The sequence below is a fragment of the Neorhizobium huautlense genome (assembly GCF_002968575.1).
Lineage (GTDB): Bacteria > Pseudomonadota > Alphaproteobacteria > Rhizobiales > Rhizobiaceae > Neorhizobium > Neorhizobium huautlense.
In genome coordinates this window covers 254,009-271,030 of sequence record NZ_PVBM01000003.1, presented here as the reverse complement: position 1 = coordinate 271,030, position 17,022 = coordinate 254,009, and the positions used below count along the sequence as shown (strand labels likewise).

Annotated in this window: 11 protein-coding genes and 1 pseudogene; all 12 read left to right on the top strand. The window is 60.0% G+C overall.

The features are described 5' to 3' along the window. Window positions 1-90 precede the first annotated feature (90 nt). The 12 genes and pseudogenes from tssC (C5L12_RS05255) to C5L12_RS05200 all read left to right on the top strand — a co-directional run bounded on the left by tssC (C5L12_RS05255) (window position 91) and on the right by C5L12_RS05200 (window position 17,017). Window positions 91-1,572 (top strand): type VI secretion system contractile sheath large subunit, encoded by a 1,482-nt coding sequence (tssC, locus tag C5L12_RS05255; protein ID WP_105370961.1) that lies wholly within the window; start codon window positions 91-93, stop codon window positions 1,570-1,572. 74 nt (window positions 1,573-1,646) lie between these two features. Then, window positions 1,647-3,035 carry a type VI secretion system contractile sheath large subunit gene (gene tssC, locus C5L12_RS05250; protein ID WP_105370960.1) on the top strand — a complete coding sequence of 463 codons (1,389 nt, stop codon included), beginning with the start codon at window positions 1,647-1,649 and terminating at the stop codon, window positions 3,033-3,035. Next, entirely contained in the window at window positions 3,032-3,862 is an 831-nt protein-coding gene (locus tag C5L12_RS05245; RefSeq protein ID WP_105370959.1) for a type VI secretion system accessory protein TagJ, read from the top strand. The genes tssC (C5L12_RS05250) and C5L12_RS05245 overlap by 4 nt, the downstream gene beginning before the upstream one ends. Further along, the gene (tssE, locus tag C5L12_RS05240) at window positions 3,855-4,364 is read left to right on the top strand and encodes a type VI secretion system baseplate subunit TssE (protein ID WP_105370958.1); all 510 of its coding nucleotides are present in this window, start codon (window positions 3,855-3,857) and stop codon (window positions 4,362-4,364) included. Before C5L12_RS05245 ends, tssE begins: the two co-directional genes overlap by 8 nt. Beyond that, window positions 4,357-6,141, top strand: a complete 1,785-nt coding sequence (gene tssF / locus C5L12_RS05235) for a type VI secretion system baseplate subunit TssF (protein WP_105370957.1) — start codon at window positions 4,357-4,359, stop codon at window positions 6,139-6,141. The genes tssE and tssF overlap by 8 nt, the downstream gene beginning before the upstream one ends. Window positions 6,142-6,151: 10 nt before the next feature. Next, window positions 6,152-7,183, top strand: a complete 1,032-nt coding sequence (tssG, locus tag C5L12_RS05230) for a type VI secretion system baseplate subunit TssG (RefSeq protein WP_105370956.1) — start codon at window positions 6,152-6,154, stop codon at window positions 7,181-7,183. Then, entirely contained in the window at window positions 7,173-8,369 is a 1,197-nt protein-coding gene (locus tag C5L12_RS05225; protein ID WP_105370955.1) for an FHA domain-containing protein, read from the top strand. Before tssG ends, C5L12_RS05225 begins: the two co-directional genes overlap by 11 nt. Further along, window positions 8,359-9,699, top strand: a complete 1,341-nt coding sequence (gene tssK / locus C5L12_RS05220; protein WP_105370954.1) for a type VI secretion system baseplate subunit TssK — start codon at window positions 8,359-8,361, stop codon at window positions 9,697-9,699. Before C5L12_RS05225 ends, tssK begins: the two co-directional genes overlap by 11 nt. Beyond that, window positions 9,696-11,244: pseudogene (gene tssL / locus C5L12_RS05215) on the top strand (type VI secretion system protein TssL, long form). Before tssK ends, tssL begins: the two are co-directional and overlap by 4 nt. After that, entirely contained in the window at window positions 11,241-14,720 is a 3,480-nt protein-coding gene (tssM, locus tag C5L12_RS05210) for a type VI secretion system membrane subunit TssM (RefSeq protein WP_105370953.1), read from the top strand. Before tssL ends, tssM begins: the two are co-directional and overlap by 4 nt. 40 nt (window positions 14,721-14,760) lie before the next feature. Continuing rightward, window positions 14,761-16,113: a type VI secretion system-associated protein TagF gene (tagF, locus tag C5L12_RS05205; RefSeq protein WP_245422771.1), complete on the top strand. Its 1,353-nt coding sequence runs from the start codon at window positions 14,761-14,763 to the stop codon at window positions 16,111-16,113. Next, complete coding sequence (locus tag C5L12_RS05200; protein WP_105370951.1) at window positions 16,103-17,017, top strand: serine/threonine-protein kinase; 915 nt, start codon at window positions 16,103-16,105, stop codon at window positions 17,015-17,017. The genes tagF and C5L12_RS05200 overlap by 11 nt, the downstream gene beginning before the upstream one ends. Window positions 17,018-17,022: the final 5 nt, after the last annotated feature.

Below are 17,022 nucleotides of genomic sequence, written 5' to 3'. Positions count from 1 at the left end.
AAATTCTTGCTTCTCTTTGGTTGAGCAACGGATTTCTCGGGAAAGGACCTCGTCCTTCAAAACCGCGGCTCTCAAAAAAAGGATCACGACATGAGCGCTGACACGCAATTGCAGACGAAGGAAGAGGTCGGATTCGCTCCGGATCAGGATCTGCTTTCAAAGGTCGTCGCTGCCACCCGGCAGACAGAACCCAACCGAGCCCAGGACTTGCTGCGTACCCTGACGGACCAGGCCCTCAAGGGCACCGTCACCTATGATCGCAATCTGACGATCACCCTGAACAACGCCATTGCGGAGATCGACAAGAAAATCTCCGAGCAACTTGCCGCCATCATGCAGGCGCCCGGATTCCTCAAGCTGGAAGGCACCTGGCGGGGCTTGAACTATCTCGTCAAAAACAGCGAGACGAGCGCCAACTTGAAGATCCGGGTTTTGAATGCCTCGAAGCGGGAGATCTCCAAAGATCTGGCCAAGGCGGTTGAATTCGATCAGTCACGGCTTTTCAAATCAGTCTACGAGGACGAATTCGGAACGCCTGGCGGCGAGCCCATGGGCGCACTCGTCGGCGACTATGAATTCGACAATTCGTTCGAGGATGTCCAGCTTCTGCAGGGCATCTCTTCGATTGCCGCGGCAGCCTTCGCGCCCTTTATCTCGGCGGCAAGCCCACGCATGTTCGGCTTTGAGGATTTCAGGGGGCTTGCCAAACCTCGCGACCTCGAGAAAATCTTCGAAACAGCCGAATATGCAAAGTGGCGCGGCCTGCGCGACAGCGACGATTCCCGCTTCGTAACTCTGGCCCTGCCGCGTGTTCTTGCCCGCATGCCCTACGGCCCGAAGACCAGCCCGATCGACGAATTCAACTACGACGAGACGAACGGATCGAAGACCGGTGAGTTGCCGCACGGTTCCTATTGCTGGATGAACGCTGCCTACGTGATGGGAACGCGACTGACGGAGGCTTTCGCCAAGAGCGGTTGGTGCACGGCAATCCGCGGTGCCGAAAACGGGGGCAAGGTCGAAGGCCTGCCGATGCACATCTTCTCCAGTGATGATGGCGATCTCGATCTCAAGTGCCCGACGGAAGTCGGCATTACGGACCGTCGCGATGCCGAACTAGGCAAACTCGGCTTCCTGCCGCTCTGCCACTACAAGAACACCGATTATGCTGTGTTCTTTGGGGCCCAGACCACGCATAAGCCCAAACTCTACGACCGGCCGGAGGCAACTGCAAACGCTGCCGTTTCTGCCCGCCTGCCGTATATGATGGCGACCTCGCGCTTTGCTCACTACCTGAAGGTCATGGGCCGCGACAAGATCGGTTCCTTCATGGAAGCAGAAGATTGTGAAGCCTGGCTCAACCGCTGGATTTCGAACTATGTCAACGCGAACGATGACGCGGGCGAAGAATCGAGAGCCAAGTACCCTCTAAGGGAGGCCAAAGTCACCGTGCAGGAGGTTCCCGGAAAACCCGGAGCCTACAATGCGGTGGCCTGGATGCGCCCCTGGCTGCAGATGGAGGAGTTGACCACCTCGCTTCGCATGGTCGCTCGGATCCCCTCCAAATCCTGATGTGACCGCACGCGCGGCGCCATCCCCTGCGCCGCGCGTGACCTCTCGATTCACGGATTGACCACAGGACGGCTATGGCTTCGAGCAGCACATGGCAGCGCCGCGCAGATCAGGTAATCGCCTTGATCGATGAAGCGCTTAACCAGCAAATCAACATGATCCTGCATCATCCGGACTTCCAGGCGATGGAAGCACGGTGGCGGGCGCTTGCCATGCTGGTGCGACAGGCCGGCCGCGGTGGTGACGTCAAAATCAAACTCTTAAGCGTCGGCTGGCGAGACCTTGCACGCAGTATGGAGCGCGCCGCAGAATTCGATCAGAGCCATCTCTTCGAACTCGTCTACAGCCGCGAATTCGGCATGCCCGGCGGTGAGCCTTTCGGCCTGCTGGTCGGAGACTACTATTTCTCCCCTGACGAACCGGAGGGCGCCGATGCAATCAGCACGCTCTCGCAGCTTGGCATGGTAGCAGCAGCAGCTTTCTGCCCCTTCGTAGCAGGCGCCTCGCCCGGAGCGATCGGGCTTGAAAGTTTCGACGAACTGAACCGTGTCCACGATTTTTCATGGCTCGCGAACGATCCTCGCCGAATCCGCTGGAACGGGCTTCGATCCCGCGAAGATTCCCGTTTCCTTGGGCTTGTGGCGCCGCGCATCCTGCTGCGACCGCCGCTTGAACCTTATTCCCGCCGACGTGATGACGGTTTCCCTTTCCGGGAGAGCGTCTCCGCCGACGGCAGTTCTCTTTTATGGGGCAACGGCGCATTTGCCTTTGCTACAGTCGTGATCCGCAACTTCATCGAATCCGGCTGGTTCGCAGACATTCGCGGCGTCACCCAGGATGCCATCGATGGCGGCTTACTCGGCGCCAGCGAATTGAGGCCGTATGACTTCGGTACCGAAAGCAACGGGCTTTCAGCTCAGGCGCCGGTCGAAATTCGGATCACCAGCGCCCAAGAGCAGCAATTCAGCGATCTGGGAATAATCCCGATTGCCACGACCTATCTTTCTGCTTCGGCGATCTTCAACTCGAACCAGTCGCTGCACGCGCCGGCGCATTATTCCAACGAGCACGCGCGGCAGAACGCGCGCCTGGCAGCAATGCTGCAATACGTGCTCTGCGCCTCGCGTTTCTCGCATTACCTCAAGGTCATCATGCGCGACGAGATCGGCCAGCTTTCCGATGCCATTTCGATCGAGCGGAAGCTGACGGACTGGCTTACCGGCTACACACTCGGCAACGACGATGCCGATCTGGCGTTGCGAACCCGTTTTCCGCTTCGCTCTGCCGGCATCGTTGTCAGCGAGATTCCAGGCAAGCCCGGCACCTTCTCGTGCACTGTCCGACTGCAACCCCATTTCCAGCTGGACGACGTTTCCACGAGCTTTCACCTCATCGCCGAGACCGCGACCTCCGGCAGGACCTCAACCCATTCTGCTGCCGTGCCCGAAAGGATGTCCGCATGACACTGTCCGAAAGTATCGCCAGATCGCTGGGCGACAACCTTCTTGATGACGCGCTGGAGGAGACTAGGGCGTATTTGAAGGGAAAGCCGTCCGACCAGCATGCGCGGCACCTTTACATCGACCTGCTGGTGCTCGCCGGCGACTATGAACGCGCCGACAGCCAATGCAGTCTCGCGGCGACATTCGCTCCGGAGAGCACGATGGGATTTGCTCTGTTGCGCAACGAACTTCGCGCCATGGTCGCCCGTGAGGCATGGTTTGAAAGCGGCGCGGTGCCGGGTTTGCCGCAAGGGCCGAGCGAATTGGACAAACTTGCCATCCGTCTCGGCATCGCCCATCGCCGGGGCGATGCAGATGATGCAAAGACCGCACTTGGCAGTCTGGAAGAAAGCCGCGGCGAACGGCCGATGATCTGGAACGGAAAACAGGTTTCCGATTTCCGCGACCTGGATGACCGCCTCCCGCACGGTCTGGAAGTGATCATGACCGGAGGTGCCTATCTCTGGGTCGATTTGGCCAAGATTGCAGAAGTGACCCTATCCCCCATCGCCCGACCACGCGACCTTGCCTTCCGCCCTGCCGAACTGACATTGACGGACGGTGCCGTCGCCCCCGTTCTTCTGCCGGCGATCTATTACGGCACCGGTCAAGAGGCGCAACTCAGGCTCGGGCGCGAAAGCGATTGGATCGATGAGCCGACCGGTATCACCACCGGCCGCGGCCAGCGTTGTTTCCTTGCCGGCGAGGAGCTGGTTTCGTTCCATGAAACCAATAGTCTGCAGGCAATTGCAACAACGACTGCCAGCAAGCGGGTTGCGCATGGTTGACCCGCTCGAACGCTACCGCCCGCGTGATCGCCTCTTGGCGCGGTCGATCCTCGACAGGCTGATTGATGAGGCTCCCGATCGGACCTTCGACGCGCCGAAAAGCCTGACGGTACAGACACGAGAGATGCGGGAAGCCATTCGAAGGGATCTGGAGGCCCTGCTCAACACACGCCGTTGCCCGGCGGAGGCACCCGCCTTGCTGTCTGACTTGAAGGATGCATTGGTCAACTACGGCGTCGACGGGATGGTTTCGGCCAACCTCGTCACGGACGAGGCAAAACTCCGGCTGGCGCAAATGATCGAGCGGCGCATATCGATGTTCGAGACACGCCTCTCCGACATTCGCGTAACGATTCTGAAAAGCCGGACAATGACCGAGCGAGCGTTACGGATGAGGATCCAGGCAAGTTTCCGCCTCCACGAAGGCATGCCACCGATCAGCTTCGAATCGACAATCGATCCCTCCACCCAACGCTTTCTGGTGGAGGCCGCAAATGGCTGAAGGCTTCCTTCATCGTTACAATGACGAACTCAAAGCGCTTCGCCGTCGGGCCGCGCGATTTGCCGAATCCTTTCCCAAGGTCGCCGGTCGCCTGCGCTTGACCGGAGATGTCGCCGATGACCCCCATGTAGAACGGCTTATCCAGAGTTTCGCCTATTCAGCTGCACGCATACGCCAGAAGCTCGACGACGAATTTCCGGAACTAACCGACGGTCTGCTTGAGACCCTTTATCCTCACTATCTTGCCCCTCTGCCCTCGATGAGCATCGTACGCTTCCGCCCAAGCGACACGTTGGCCTCCATACAGTCGGTGCCTCGGCACACGGAGATCCTTGCAGAACCGGTCGGGGGGGAAGCCTGCCGTTTCCGTACCACACAGGATGTGGAGATGGCACCGATCGAGATCGTGGCAGCCAAGCTATCGGGCCAGCCCATAAACGCCCCTGCACCTCCCTATTCCGGCATAGCCGGATGCCTGCGCCTGTCGATCCGCTCCCTCGACCCTCGCAGGCCGCTTGCCGATCTCAGAATGAAGCGGCTGCGCCTGCACATCCCTTCAGCATGGCAGCAGGCCGTCGCGATTTATGAATTGCTGGTAAATCAGTCTCTCGGGATCGCGCTCGCAAAGCATGCGGACGATGACCAGGCGATCTTCCTGCCGAGCAGCAACCTGAAGCCGGTGGGCTTCGAACTTCAGGAGGCGATGCTGCCTTATCCGGCGCCCAGCTTTACTGGCTACCGGCTGCTTACGGAATTCTTCGCGCTGCCGCAGAGGTTTCTGTTTATCGACATCGAGGGCCTCGATGTCTGGAAGAGCGAGACCCTGGAGATCTTCGTTTACCTGAAAGATACCGACCCCAAACTCGAGCGGATGATCTCGGCAGCCGATTTTGCTCTCCACGCCACCCCGATCGTCAATCTCTTCCGGCAGACCTGTGAGCCCATCACCGTGGACGGCACGCGGACGGAGTATCGTCTGATGCCGGACGCGCGACGCCAGAAGACCCGGGAAATCTACTCCGTCGATCGCGTATTACTAACCGGTTCGCGGGGAGAGGAACAATTCTGCCAACCTTTCTTTGGCCGCTCCCAGCGCCCTAGCGCCACAAGCAGCACCTTCTGGCAGGTTTACCGGCGTTTCGATGCGGATGACCGAACCAGCGATGTGGAAATTGCCTTCGTCGATCGAGACCGCCGTTACGCAGCGCCGATAGATGCTGTGGCGAGCATCGATACATTGTGCATCAATCGCGACCTTCCCGAACAGCTTCCTTTTGGCGGCGGCCATCCGGTGCTGGAGCTGGCATCGGGCCATGAGGCCGTCGCCGGCGCGGAAGCTCTCATTCCGCCCACTCCTTCGGTGCGAATGAACGACCAGGACGGTCGAAACTGGCGATTGATGTCGCATCTGATCCTGAACCACCTCTCGCTCTTCGACAATGAAGGAGCTGCGCTGAAGGATGTCCTCTCGCTCTATGCCTTCCGTGACAATCCGGAGACGAAACAGCTCGTCGACGCTTTGGTCGGCATCAGGGCAGAAAATTCGACCGCGCGGCTCGGCAACGGCGGCATGGTTCCCGGGACGAAGATAGTGTTGGAATTTGATCCCGCTTCCATCGATCGCCCTTCGGCTTTCCTGTTCGGGAGCATACTCGACCGCTTCTTCGGCCTTTATTCCTCCATCAACACCTTCACCCGTCTCACCGTCTCGATGAAAGGACAATCGCGCCCGATCGCGACTTGGCCTGCACGGGCTGCCGACCGCCCATTGCTCTAGGAAAGGAAAGATGGATCTCTCAACCTCGCGCCAGACTGACGCCTTACCCGACTTGCTCGAACGCGATCCAGGTCGTCTCGAGCCTGTGACGGCATTTCGCGTCGCGCAGGCGTCCGTCGAACGAGATCTCAGCGTGGTTTCCCATGTCGGCGTTTCACTGGCGCCGCTTGCCGTCAGTGGTCTTGAACGAAGGGGGTCGCAGGCTGCACTTCGGGTGGCACTGGCCGGTCCTATAGGACCGATCGGATCTTTGCCCCCGGCCTACAACGAACTCATCATGCGCGAGGAGCGCAATAAATCACGGGCTTTGGTGAGCTTCTTTGACCTGTTCACCACTCGTTTCACTGAACTCTTTGCCGACGCCTGCGAGAAGTACCGGATTGCCAGACGGCTGCGGTGGGGCCGGGACCAGAAGCGCAACGCATTTATCACAGCCCTTCTTTCGCTCACAGGCTTCGGTACCGAGCGGCTGGCAAAACAAAGCGGCTTCCATGAAGACGTGATCCTGCGGTTCTCGGGTTTCTTTGCCGCACGCACCCGCAACGCCGCCAATCTGTGTGCCATGTTGCGCGAATTCACTGGCTTGCCGGTAGAGATCGAGCTTTTCCGTGCCAGGTGGCTGACAATTCCCGAGGAAGATCGCAGTCGCATGGGACAACCCCATGGCGTCCAGCTCGGCGTGAACGCGACGGCCGGTGCCGCCATTCAAGATTTCAGCGGCGGCTTCAGGTTGGTGATCGGCCCACTCGGTTACGCCGACTATCTGGCGCTTGCTCCTGGCGGGCGCAAGATTGCCGAGCTCTTTGCGCTCACCCGTCTCTATGTCGGTTCCGGCTTCGATTTCGATGTTCAGGTGGTCTTGAAAAAGGAGGACATTCCTTTCTGCCAGCTTGGCCCAGGTGGAGCGGGAGCGGGTGACCCGCCCCGGCTTGGCTGGAATAGCTGGGCTCGCCTGGCTCCAGCGTCTCAAGATAGCGGCGATGCAATCATCGTGGAGCATCTTGCGGCACAGGTTCGGGGAGGCAGGGATCATGCGGCTTGAATTGAAGCCTCTTTCGAGCGGCTCCACAGCATTCCCCACGCGGCAGAAGTGGTTCCTCGAACGGGGCCGGCGCACATTGGGCCGCGCGCCGGATTGTGACTGGCAGGTGCCTGAAGATCAGCGCTCCGTTTCGAAGCTCCACTGCGTCATCGAGCGCGACAGTCGCGGTTATCTCCTTCGCGATCAAAGCGCCAACGGTTCCAAGGTGGACGGAGTCATTATTCACGAAGGCGAGGTGGCACGGCTAGCGGATCAATCCCGTTTGGAGCTTGGCGGTCTTGCCTTCCTGGTCGAAATCTCCGGGCAGAAAGACGCAGCAATAGAGGATCCCGACGCCAGCCTCACCGTCAGCGACGAACCGCTGACCATATCCGCGATCCTGGCTGACATCGCGCCGGGCGGGAGCATCGCCACCGGCATCCTCGGCGAGCGGCCGGAGGACGAATGGGCAGGGTCCATTTTTGGCTCAAGGGAGGGTCAGGGAAGATCTCGGCATGTCGAGATCGGTTGGAGCGGGCCGCCCGAGATACAATCCGTCTCAAAGATCATACCCGACGACTGGCTTTCCGATCTTAATCTTTCGTCGGACTATGGCAGCCAGATCGAACACGGCACCGCGACGCGTGTCTCAGTACCGATCGGCTCCGCGCGAACGGTTCCAATACGGAATACCCCCGAATATGACCCGCCATCAGCTAAGTCTGAAGACTTGCCCGCCGTTTCACCAGTCGTGCAGAGCTACATCGGGGAACGGTTGGAATCCCTTCTCGGCAGGCTGGAGGAAACGGTCGAGGATGCCTTCGCGCTTTTCGACCTGAGCGCTCCAGCTGGTCTGCCTCAACCGGAATTTTCCGACAGGGGCGCCGATGAGGCTCTAGTTAACCGCGTTGAGAGGCTGCTCGAGCACCAGCTTAAACTCAACTCGGCGCTGCAGGCTCTGGTGCACGAAGCGGGCAGGACCCTGGAGCCGAGAGTTCTCGAAGCACGGGTTGACGCCGGCAGAATGAGCCCCGCCTGGGGCCGTGACCGCCGCTATTGGCAAGCTTACCGGGCACAATTCGACAAGAACGGCAAGACACTGTCGATCCTGGAACTCCTCCGGGATGCGATGGCTCAGGCCTCCGGCAGAACCGCTGACGCAGCACCGGGAATTGGGAAGGAAGAAGGTATACCGCATGAGGAATGAGAACAGGGTAGCCTGGAGCGAAGGCATGTTTCTCCGCGTGCAACACTTCCAGCAGGCAGACCGATGGACCGAACGGCTGGTCCGTACCAGCACGCGTGGCCTCTCGCCCTATCCATGGGGTGTTCTTGAGATTGGCATCGATCGCAGCGCACTGGCAATTGGCCATTTCGCATTGTCAAACCTGCGCGGCATCCTTCCGGACGGCACTCCTTTCGAAGCCCCCATCGATACGGACCTGCCGCCGCCGCTCGAACTCGATGAAGGCGTCAGAAATTCGGTCATCTATCTCGCGCTACCGGTCAGGCAACCCGGCAAGGCAGACGTCGCGCTGAATGGCGGCGCAGCCCTCAACAGCGTACGCTTCGTGGCTTCCCACTACGAGGCACCGGATGCCAATGTCGAGACTGATTTCATGGCTCCAATCGATGTGGGGCGCCTCAAACTCCGCTACCTTAAAAGCGGAGATGAACTTGCCGGCTACGAACTCATCGGCCTTGCCCGCGTGATCGAGGTGCGTTCCGACCGAGCCGTCATTCTCGATCCGGAATATATAGCCCCGAGCCTCAACTGCGCGGCGGAAGCACGGCTGACGGAACTGATGACCGAACTCCTCGGCATCGTGCGCCACCGTGCAGAAGCAATCGCCGAGCGGATCGGTGATCCGACGATCCGGGGCACGGCGGAAGTGGGCGATTACTTCCTGCTGCAGATCCTGAACCGCGCAGATCCGATGCTGAAGCATATCCTGGCCAATGCGACGCGGATACATCCAATCGAATTCTACGAGACATGCATTCAGCTGGCCGGTGAACTCGCCACCTTCACCACCGATCGCAAGCGTTCTACCGATTTTCCGCCGTATCGACACGAGGACCTCAAGGCAACTTTTGCTTCCGTGTTCGAAGACCTTCGCATGTCGCTCTCGGCTGTACTGGAGCAGGCTGCCGTTGCCATCGAGCTTGCCGAACGCCGACACGGCGTGCGGGTCGGCACCATCAACGACCGCTCGCTGCTTAAGGATGCCGGTTTCGTCCTGGCGGTTCGGGCGGAAATGTCGGCCGAGGAGGTTCGCCGCAAGCTGCCGGCGCAGATCAAGGTCGGGCCCGTTGAGCGCATCGCGGATCTTGTCAACGTCGCGCTGCCCGGCATCCCGGTCCGGCCGTTGCCCGTGCTGCCTCGCCAGCTGCCCTATCGGGCTGGCACCATCTATTTCGAACTCGACACCAAAAATCCGCTTTGGAAGCAACTCGATACGTCAAGCGCCATCGCCATGCACCTTGCGGGCGATTTTCCTGGCCTTGAAATGGAACTGTGGGCCCTGAGAGAATGAAGAACGAACCCGCATCCTCCTGGCAGAACCTGCCGACCATCGTCGAACTCACTGACGACGGCATCAAGAAGAAACAGTCCGCCCGCAAGATGGCGGAAATGCTGGATGACGTCTTGGACTTCCCCGACGGCGCCGTGGGAACCGAAACCGACCGGACGAACTCCAGGAGTGGCTGGTCCGTCGAAGCACTGCTGCGTGATTTCAGGTTCGGTGGAGAGGAAGTCCCGACGCTTGTCCGCTCGGCAGCCCCCCTGCTCAACCTCGCGCACGCCCTCCGTTACAGTGATGATCAGCCGGATATCGATGAACTTCGGCGGTCTTCCGTCCAGGCCGTCAACCGATATGAACGCGATCTGGCAGGCGCCCGGATCAGTCCTGAACGCGCCCGCGCTGCTCATTACGTCGTCTGTGCGACGGTTGATGACGTGATCCTCAGCAAACCCTGGGGTGTACGCGCGGGCTGGGCGCGCTCCGGTCTTGTCTCCACATTCCATATGGACGTGACCGGTGGTGACCGGGTGTTCGACCTGTTGGACCATTTCCACCAGAGCCCCGGTGCAAACAGAGACCTGCTGCTGCTCATCTATCTCTGCCTGTCGCTTGCATTCGAAGGCCGCACCCGTGTTTCGCCGCGCGGCAACCTGGAGCTCGGCCGCATCCGCGACAGCCTCTACAAAACCCTCCTCGGTCAATTCGGCGTTTTCGAACGCGAACTTTCCCCACATTGGAAGGGCGTTTCTGCCCGCCACAAGCCGCTGCGAACAGCTGCTGCTCTCTGGACCCTTCTTTCCGTGCTCGCGTTGGTCTTCGCGCTCGGTTATCTCTTCTTCACGCTCTCGCTCAACAGGGCATCCGACGGAACATTTCAACGTCTTGCCAGCCTCCCGCCGCGCGAACCGCCGAGCGTATTGATCACAGCGCCCACACCGGAACCAGACCCGGCGCCGGTAGCGGTACAACCTGTGCCCGCGCCTCCGGCTGAGCCTCCCGTGGCCGCGGCACCGCCGGTGCCGAGCCGGCTCGACAACCTGCTCGCCTTCCTTCAACCAGAAGTCGACAAGAAGCTCGTCACCCTCTCGGATTCGAACGGCCGGCTTCTGGTGCGCATAAACAATTCCGGTCTGTTCGAGGTCGGCAGCGCTGAGGTCAGCAACGAGTTCCGCGACCTGCTGCAGAGAATCGGCGGTGCGCTGGCAGCCGACAAATTTCAGGGCCGTGGTTGTCGGTTACACGGACAATGTGCCGATCCGTACGATCCAATTTCCCTCGAACTGGCACCTGTCGGAAGCCCGCGCCAAGGCCGTGGGGCAGATACTCAGTTCCTTCACCGGTCCGGAGGCGATCCTCACCGAAGGCCGTGCGGACAGCGACCCGATTGCCGACAACGCCACGCCGGAAGGTCGTGAAATGAACCGGCGCACGGAAATTTTGGTCCTCACCAACCCGTCCGAGCGGCTGAACGGTTCCCCCCTCAGGGTCCCGCCTATTCAGTCTGAACGGCCGGCTGCACCCGCGGGCGTGATGACAGGAGGCGCTTCGAGATGAACCCCTTAAGCCTCTTTTATACGCTTCGCTCCTATGTGGAGGCCTATGCGGGCCTGCTCGGACGGCGTTTCATTTCCATCATCTGGGTGGCCGCCATCTGCGTCGTCATCTGGTTTTACGGCCATCTCGCCGCCTATGGCGACTTCAAGCCGCTCGCAAGCGCCAACGCCCGCCTCACGCTGATCGCTGTCGTGATCGCAGGCTGGGTTGCATATCTTGCCTACACGATCATCCGCGACCGGCGCCGGGACAAGCAGCTCGTCGAAGGTATAGAGCGGGATGCCGCGGCCGAGGCCGCAGCCAGCCAGCAGGCGGAAATCGGCGAGATCCACAGCCGCCTCAAGGAGGCCCTGCAGCTCCTCCGTCGCATCACCCGCAAGCGTTTCGGCTACATTTATGAGCTTCCGTGGTATGTGATCTTCGGAGCACCCGGCTCCGGCAAAACGACTGCTCTTACCAACTCCGGGCTCAAATTTCCGCTTGGTGACGCGCTCGGAAGCAATTCCGTGCAAGGTATCGGAGGTACGCGTCACTGCAACTGGTGGTTTGCCGATGAGGCAATCCTTATCGATACTGCCGGACGTTATACGACCCAGGACGATCTGAACGGTGCCGCCAAGGCGGGTTGGGAGGGTTTCCTGGGGCTTCTGCGCAAATATCGCCCCTCCCAGCCGATCAACGGCGCATTGGTGACGCTCTCCGTCGACGACCTGCTCACACGCGATGCGGAAGCGCAGCGCGAGGAAATCAGGATCATTCGCCAGCGGCTTTCGGAACTGGACGAGTTTCTGCAAGCCCGCGTTCCGGTCTATCTGGTGCTAACAAAAGTCGATCTTCTGACCGGTTTCGTCGAGTTCTTCGATAGTTTCAATAAAAGCGACCGCGAACAGGTCTGGGGAACCACATTTGGATTAGAGGAGAGTTACAAAGCCACCACCCTTCCCGATCGTTTCCTCGAAGAATTTGCAATGCTGCAGGAACGCGTCGGCGCCATGCTGATAGAACGCCTGCAACAGGAGCCGAACCCGGAATTGCGGGGCCGGATTTTCCGTTTTCCCGCTGAACTAGCCTCGCTGAAGGAACGCCTGCACGAGGTTATGACGGAGCTGTGCTCCGGTTCAAAACTGATCGAGCCACCCTTGCTGCGGGGGATCTACTTTGCCTCCGGCACGCAAGCGCAAGCCATGGCCTCAGCGGGTGCTCCACGCTCGCGGCGCAGCTATTTTCTATCCCGCCTCTTCAAGGATGTGATCTTCGACGAGGCTTCGCTCGTCGCTCGCGACAAGCGGCTGTCCAGCCGACAAGTCTTCCTCCGTCGCACCGTCTATGCCTGCGCAGTTGCGCTGCTTGCCGTGGTCCTGACGAGCTGGATCGCGACCTATTTCCAGAACACCTCGGCGCTCGCAAGCGCTGAACAGCGCATCGACGCCTATGAGCAGCTCGTGCGGGACGTGCCGGTGCGCGAGGTCACCGATACTGATTTCCTGCGGGTGTTGCCGGCGCTCGACAACCTGGCCGCGGTGACGACGGACTTTTCTCAAGCACGCGTCTGGCCTCTCAGTTTCGGCCTCGACCAGGAAAGCAAAGTTTCAGGCCGACAGCGTGATGCCTATCAGCGGGCTTTAAACGCACTCCTGCTGCCACGCATCCTGGTCCAGCTCCAAAAGGAGATGACGGGAACAACGGAAGTCTCCAAAGTCTTCAATGCGCTGAAACTCTATGCAATGCTCGGCGGTCTCGGCCGACTGGATCCCGCCTTCGTTACCGCAAAAGCCGAAGACATGTTCACGGCTTTATACCCCGGCGAAGGACGTGCCTCAGCGCGGCAAGCCCTGATTGCTCACACCAGCGCGATGGCGACCGGTTCGCTGCCGCCGATCGAGCTTGATGGTATCCTGATTGCCAAGGCTAGGGAGACCATTCGCTCGCAAAGCATCGCTGCCCGTGCCTACGATATTCTCGCAGACTACCCGCAGGCGCGTGCGCTCCCAGCCTGGGCTCCCGCCACTGCGCTTGGTCCCCTCGGCGAACAGGCCTTCGAGCGAAGCTCCAGAATCCCTTTGAGTGACGGCGTTCCAGGCTTATTCTCCAGTACGGGATATCGTCTGGTCGTGTTGCCGAAGATTACCGAGGCCGCGCGTGAGGCACTGGATGAACACTGGGTACGAGGCGTCGCCAACCCTGCCGGAGCCACCGTCGACACGATTAGCCAGGCCGCTCTGCAGCTTTATTTCGGCAGCTTTCAGCAACGATGGTCTTCGCTGCTCGCCGACATGCGGGTGAAGCCGTCTCAAACTATAGCCGACGCGGCCGAAACCACGCGTATCTTGGCCGGGGACTCAAACCCGGTGGAAACGATCGTCAAGTCGATCGCCGCTGCTACCGATTTGCGCGTCCCCGGCAAGGAGGTCGCTTCTGCGGCTGATATTCCCCTTCCGGCGTCCACTACAGGACTCGACGGCGCTGCAGATGCACCGGATCTTTTCGGTTCGCTACGCGAGGCCCTCGAGCCGCCTGCGGGTCAGACATCACCTGCCGATCAAAAAGACGTACCGAAATCCCGGATCGCCCAGCTCAAGCCGGTGTTGCAGAAGGTCCACGAACAGCTGTCGCGGGCGACCACCTCCACAGCCGAAGTGGCAAAGGTCTTTGATGTCGACAGCCAGCTTACCGACGCCAATCAAAACCTCCTGCAGCAGGCTCGCCGTCTTCCCGCGCCTGTCGATACGTGGATGGCCGGTGTCGCAGCCGATGTCGGCTCTCTTGCCGTGAAATCGGCTCGCTCTCGTATGAGTGACGCTTGGGCCGCCCAAGGTGGGGCTTTCTGCTCCAATGTGGTCAGTGGCCGATATCCCTTTGACCGCGAGTCTCCCCGTGACGTAGCGATGAGCGACTTCGTTCGCCTGTTTGGCCCGCAAGGCCTGTTCAAGACATTCTTCAACGAGAAACTGGCGGCCTTCGTGGATACGACATCAACTCCCTGGGGATGGAAGGGCACCTTCGGTGCCCCCAGTATCCCGAGCGAAGCGATCGCCCAGTTTGAAAATGCCGACAAGATCAATCGGGCCTTCTTTCCGGCGGGTAGCGAAAATCCGGCAATCACCATCAACATCAAGCCTGTCTCGTTATCGAACGATGCCAATGCTGTGATGCTGGAGATCGAGGGACAGCGGGTGGTCTATTTCCATGGGCCCGTCCAATCCAAGTCGATTGTCTGGCCGTCGACTGAAGCGAGCAATGTCTCGCGTCTGGCTTTTCAGCCCGGCGGCTGGCAGCAGGCCCTGACGGAAAACGGCGACTGGTCGCCCTTCCGACTTTTCGACGACGCAAATATCACCCTGCAGGGCGACGACCTCTTCCGCGCAAAATTTCAGCAGAACGCTCAGGCGGCGGAGTTCGACGTCCAGTTCGGCTCGGTGCTGAACCCCTTCCGGCTGGAGGCACTCAGCGCCTTCTCATGTCCCACGCAGTTCTGATCGCTCCGCCATGAACGAGCACGCCGCCCTTGATCACACTATGACCGACGCCGACCGGATCGGCTTTTTCGGCAAGCTGCCAACGCATGGCGATTTCGTCTCGACGGGCCTAAGCCGAAATGTGCAAGTCGCCCTCGACAGCTGGCTCCAGGCAGGTCTTCAGGCTACACAGCAAGAGATGGGCGAGGAGTGGGAAGACCGGTTCCGGTCGATGGCCGCCTGGCGCTTCATCATCGAACGCGGCCTTTGGGGACCGGTGACGCTTGCGGGTGTCATCGTTCCGAGTACGGATCGCGTCGGGCGTAGCTTTCCGCTGGTCATCGCCGCTCAGCTTTACGGTTTTATGGACCATCCGCGCAGGCTTTACCTCGATGCCCCTTGGTTCACCGCGTCCGAAGCTATCGCTGAAAGTGCTGCCAAGCGTGACTTCGATATCGCTCGTTTCACCACAAGCCTTCAGCGGCTGAGGAACCCCCGACCAGCCGACGCCGACGAAGGCGAGGTGGATCCAAATCCTGTCTCCCGGCGAGGAACGCTGTGGTGGCGCATCGATTCGACAGACCTTCGTGCCAAAGGCTTTCGCTCGGAAGGACCGCCGCAACCGGCGATTTTTCCGAAGCTGATATGCCAAACCGATGTCTCAGTTCCAATACCATCAGACGCTCCGCCGGTTGAAACTCGCCAACAAAAATTGGTTCATCGGGTCGAACCACGCCGTGGCCTAAGCCTCACCCACAGCTATGCCAGCCATCCTGGGACACGCCTGGCGCTAAACGCAGATTCACTGCTCATCTCGCGAAACCCACCGCTATTCGCAATCGCCGATGGCGTCGGGGATGACACCGGCGCGGTCGAAGCCGGACGCATCGTGACCAGCGCGCTGAAAGAAGCTGCCCCGCAGGAGACCATCGAAGCACTCGCGCACGAGATCAAAGGCAAATTGGGCCGCGCTCATGGCCTTCTCCAGTCAACCCACCTTTCATCGGCCCGGGAACCGGCCTCGGCGAGTGTCGTGGTGCTAGCAAACACCGACGACCGTTTTGCAGTCTTTTGGGCCGGCGATGCGCGATGCTATCTTATCCGTGAGGGCATGATGCGTTGTTTGACCCGCGATCACGTCGAAGTCGGCCTGCGGCGCAGGCTCTCCCGCGGCGTCGGGATCAGGGGCCAGCTCAGTCCCGAGCTAAGTTTGGACAAGCTGCTTTCGGGCGATCGGTTTTTGCTGTGCAGCAGCACCCTTCCCCGCGTCCTGCCTGAGCGGACCATCGCCGAAATTCTTCTGTCCGTAAACCTCGATGAGGTGTCCGCAGTCCTCGCGCAAGAGGCGCTGATTGCCAATTGCCGCGAGAATGTCAGCGCCATTGTAATCGACGCCCTGGCCAATGATCGCTGACGAACCTGACGAGCACGTCGAAGAGCTTGCGCGTCGCTTCTCCGATCTATGGCAAGCCCTCATCAATGGGGAAAAAGGACCGCATTCTGAAGATCACAGAACAATGCTTGCGGATCGTATCCGTGACGCACTGGATCGCGGCATGGACAAGCTCGATACGTCGGACAAGAACATCATCGCCAACAGTTTTACATTGGAGGCTTTGGTCCACAGCGGTACTGCCACCGATGTTTTTCGCGCCCGTCATCGGGATCTCGGCACATACCACGCGATCAAGATGCTTCGTGCGGACCATTCCCACGACCCGATTGCGCGCAGGCTTCTGCTGCGCGAAGCGCAGATCGGGATGATGTTGCGCAATCCTCGCATTGCGGCAACCCAGACGGTATTGCGCCTGTCGGACGGAAGGCCAGCGCTTGTCACCGAATGGATCGATCAGCGGATTGCAGACCTTTTGCCGGGGTCGCTTTCGCTCAAAGACGTGGCGACGATCATGGCTGCGGTGCTGTCGGCTCTCACCGCCGTGCATGCCGCAGGTTTTGTCCACTGCGACCTGTCGCCTTCAAACATCCTTCACGGAAACGGGATTCGGGATATCAAAATCGTCGATTTCGGAATTGCGCTGGAAATCGGCCGTAGACATAACGAGCTCGATCTTGCTTTCGCCGGTCAACCGGATTTCGCCTCGCCGGAACAAATCGCGGGAGAAGCACTGGATCCGCGCTCGGACCTCTACGCCGCCGGGCTTTTGCTGTCGCTGCTTCTGCGGAATTTTCGCGAAACAGGCGAGAAGGCAGAAGAACTGAAGACTCTCGCGATCCGATTGTCGCAACGGCGTCCGGAAGACAGACCGGAAAGTGCGGAGGCCGCCCTGTGTCTGCTAGGCGACCTGAAAGAGCTGTGACGATC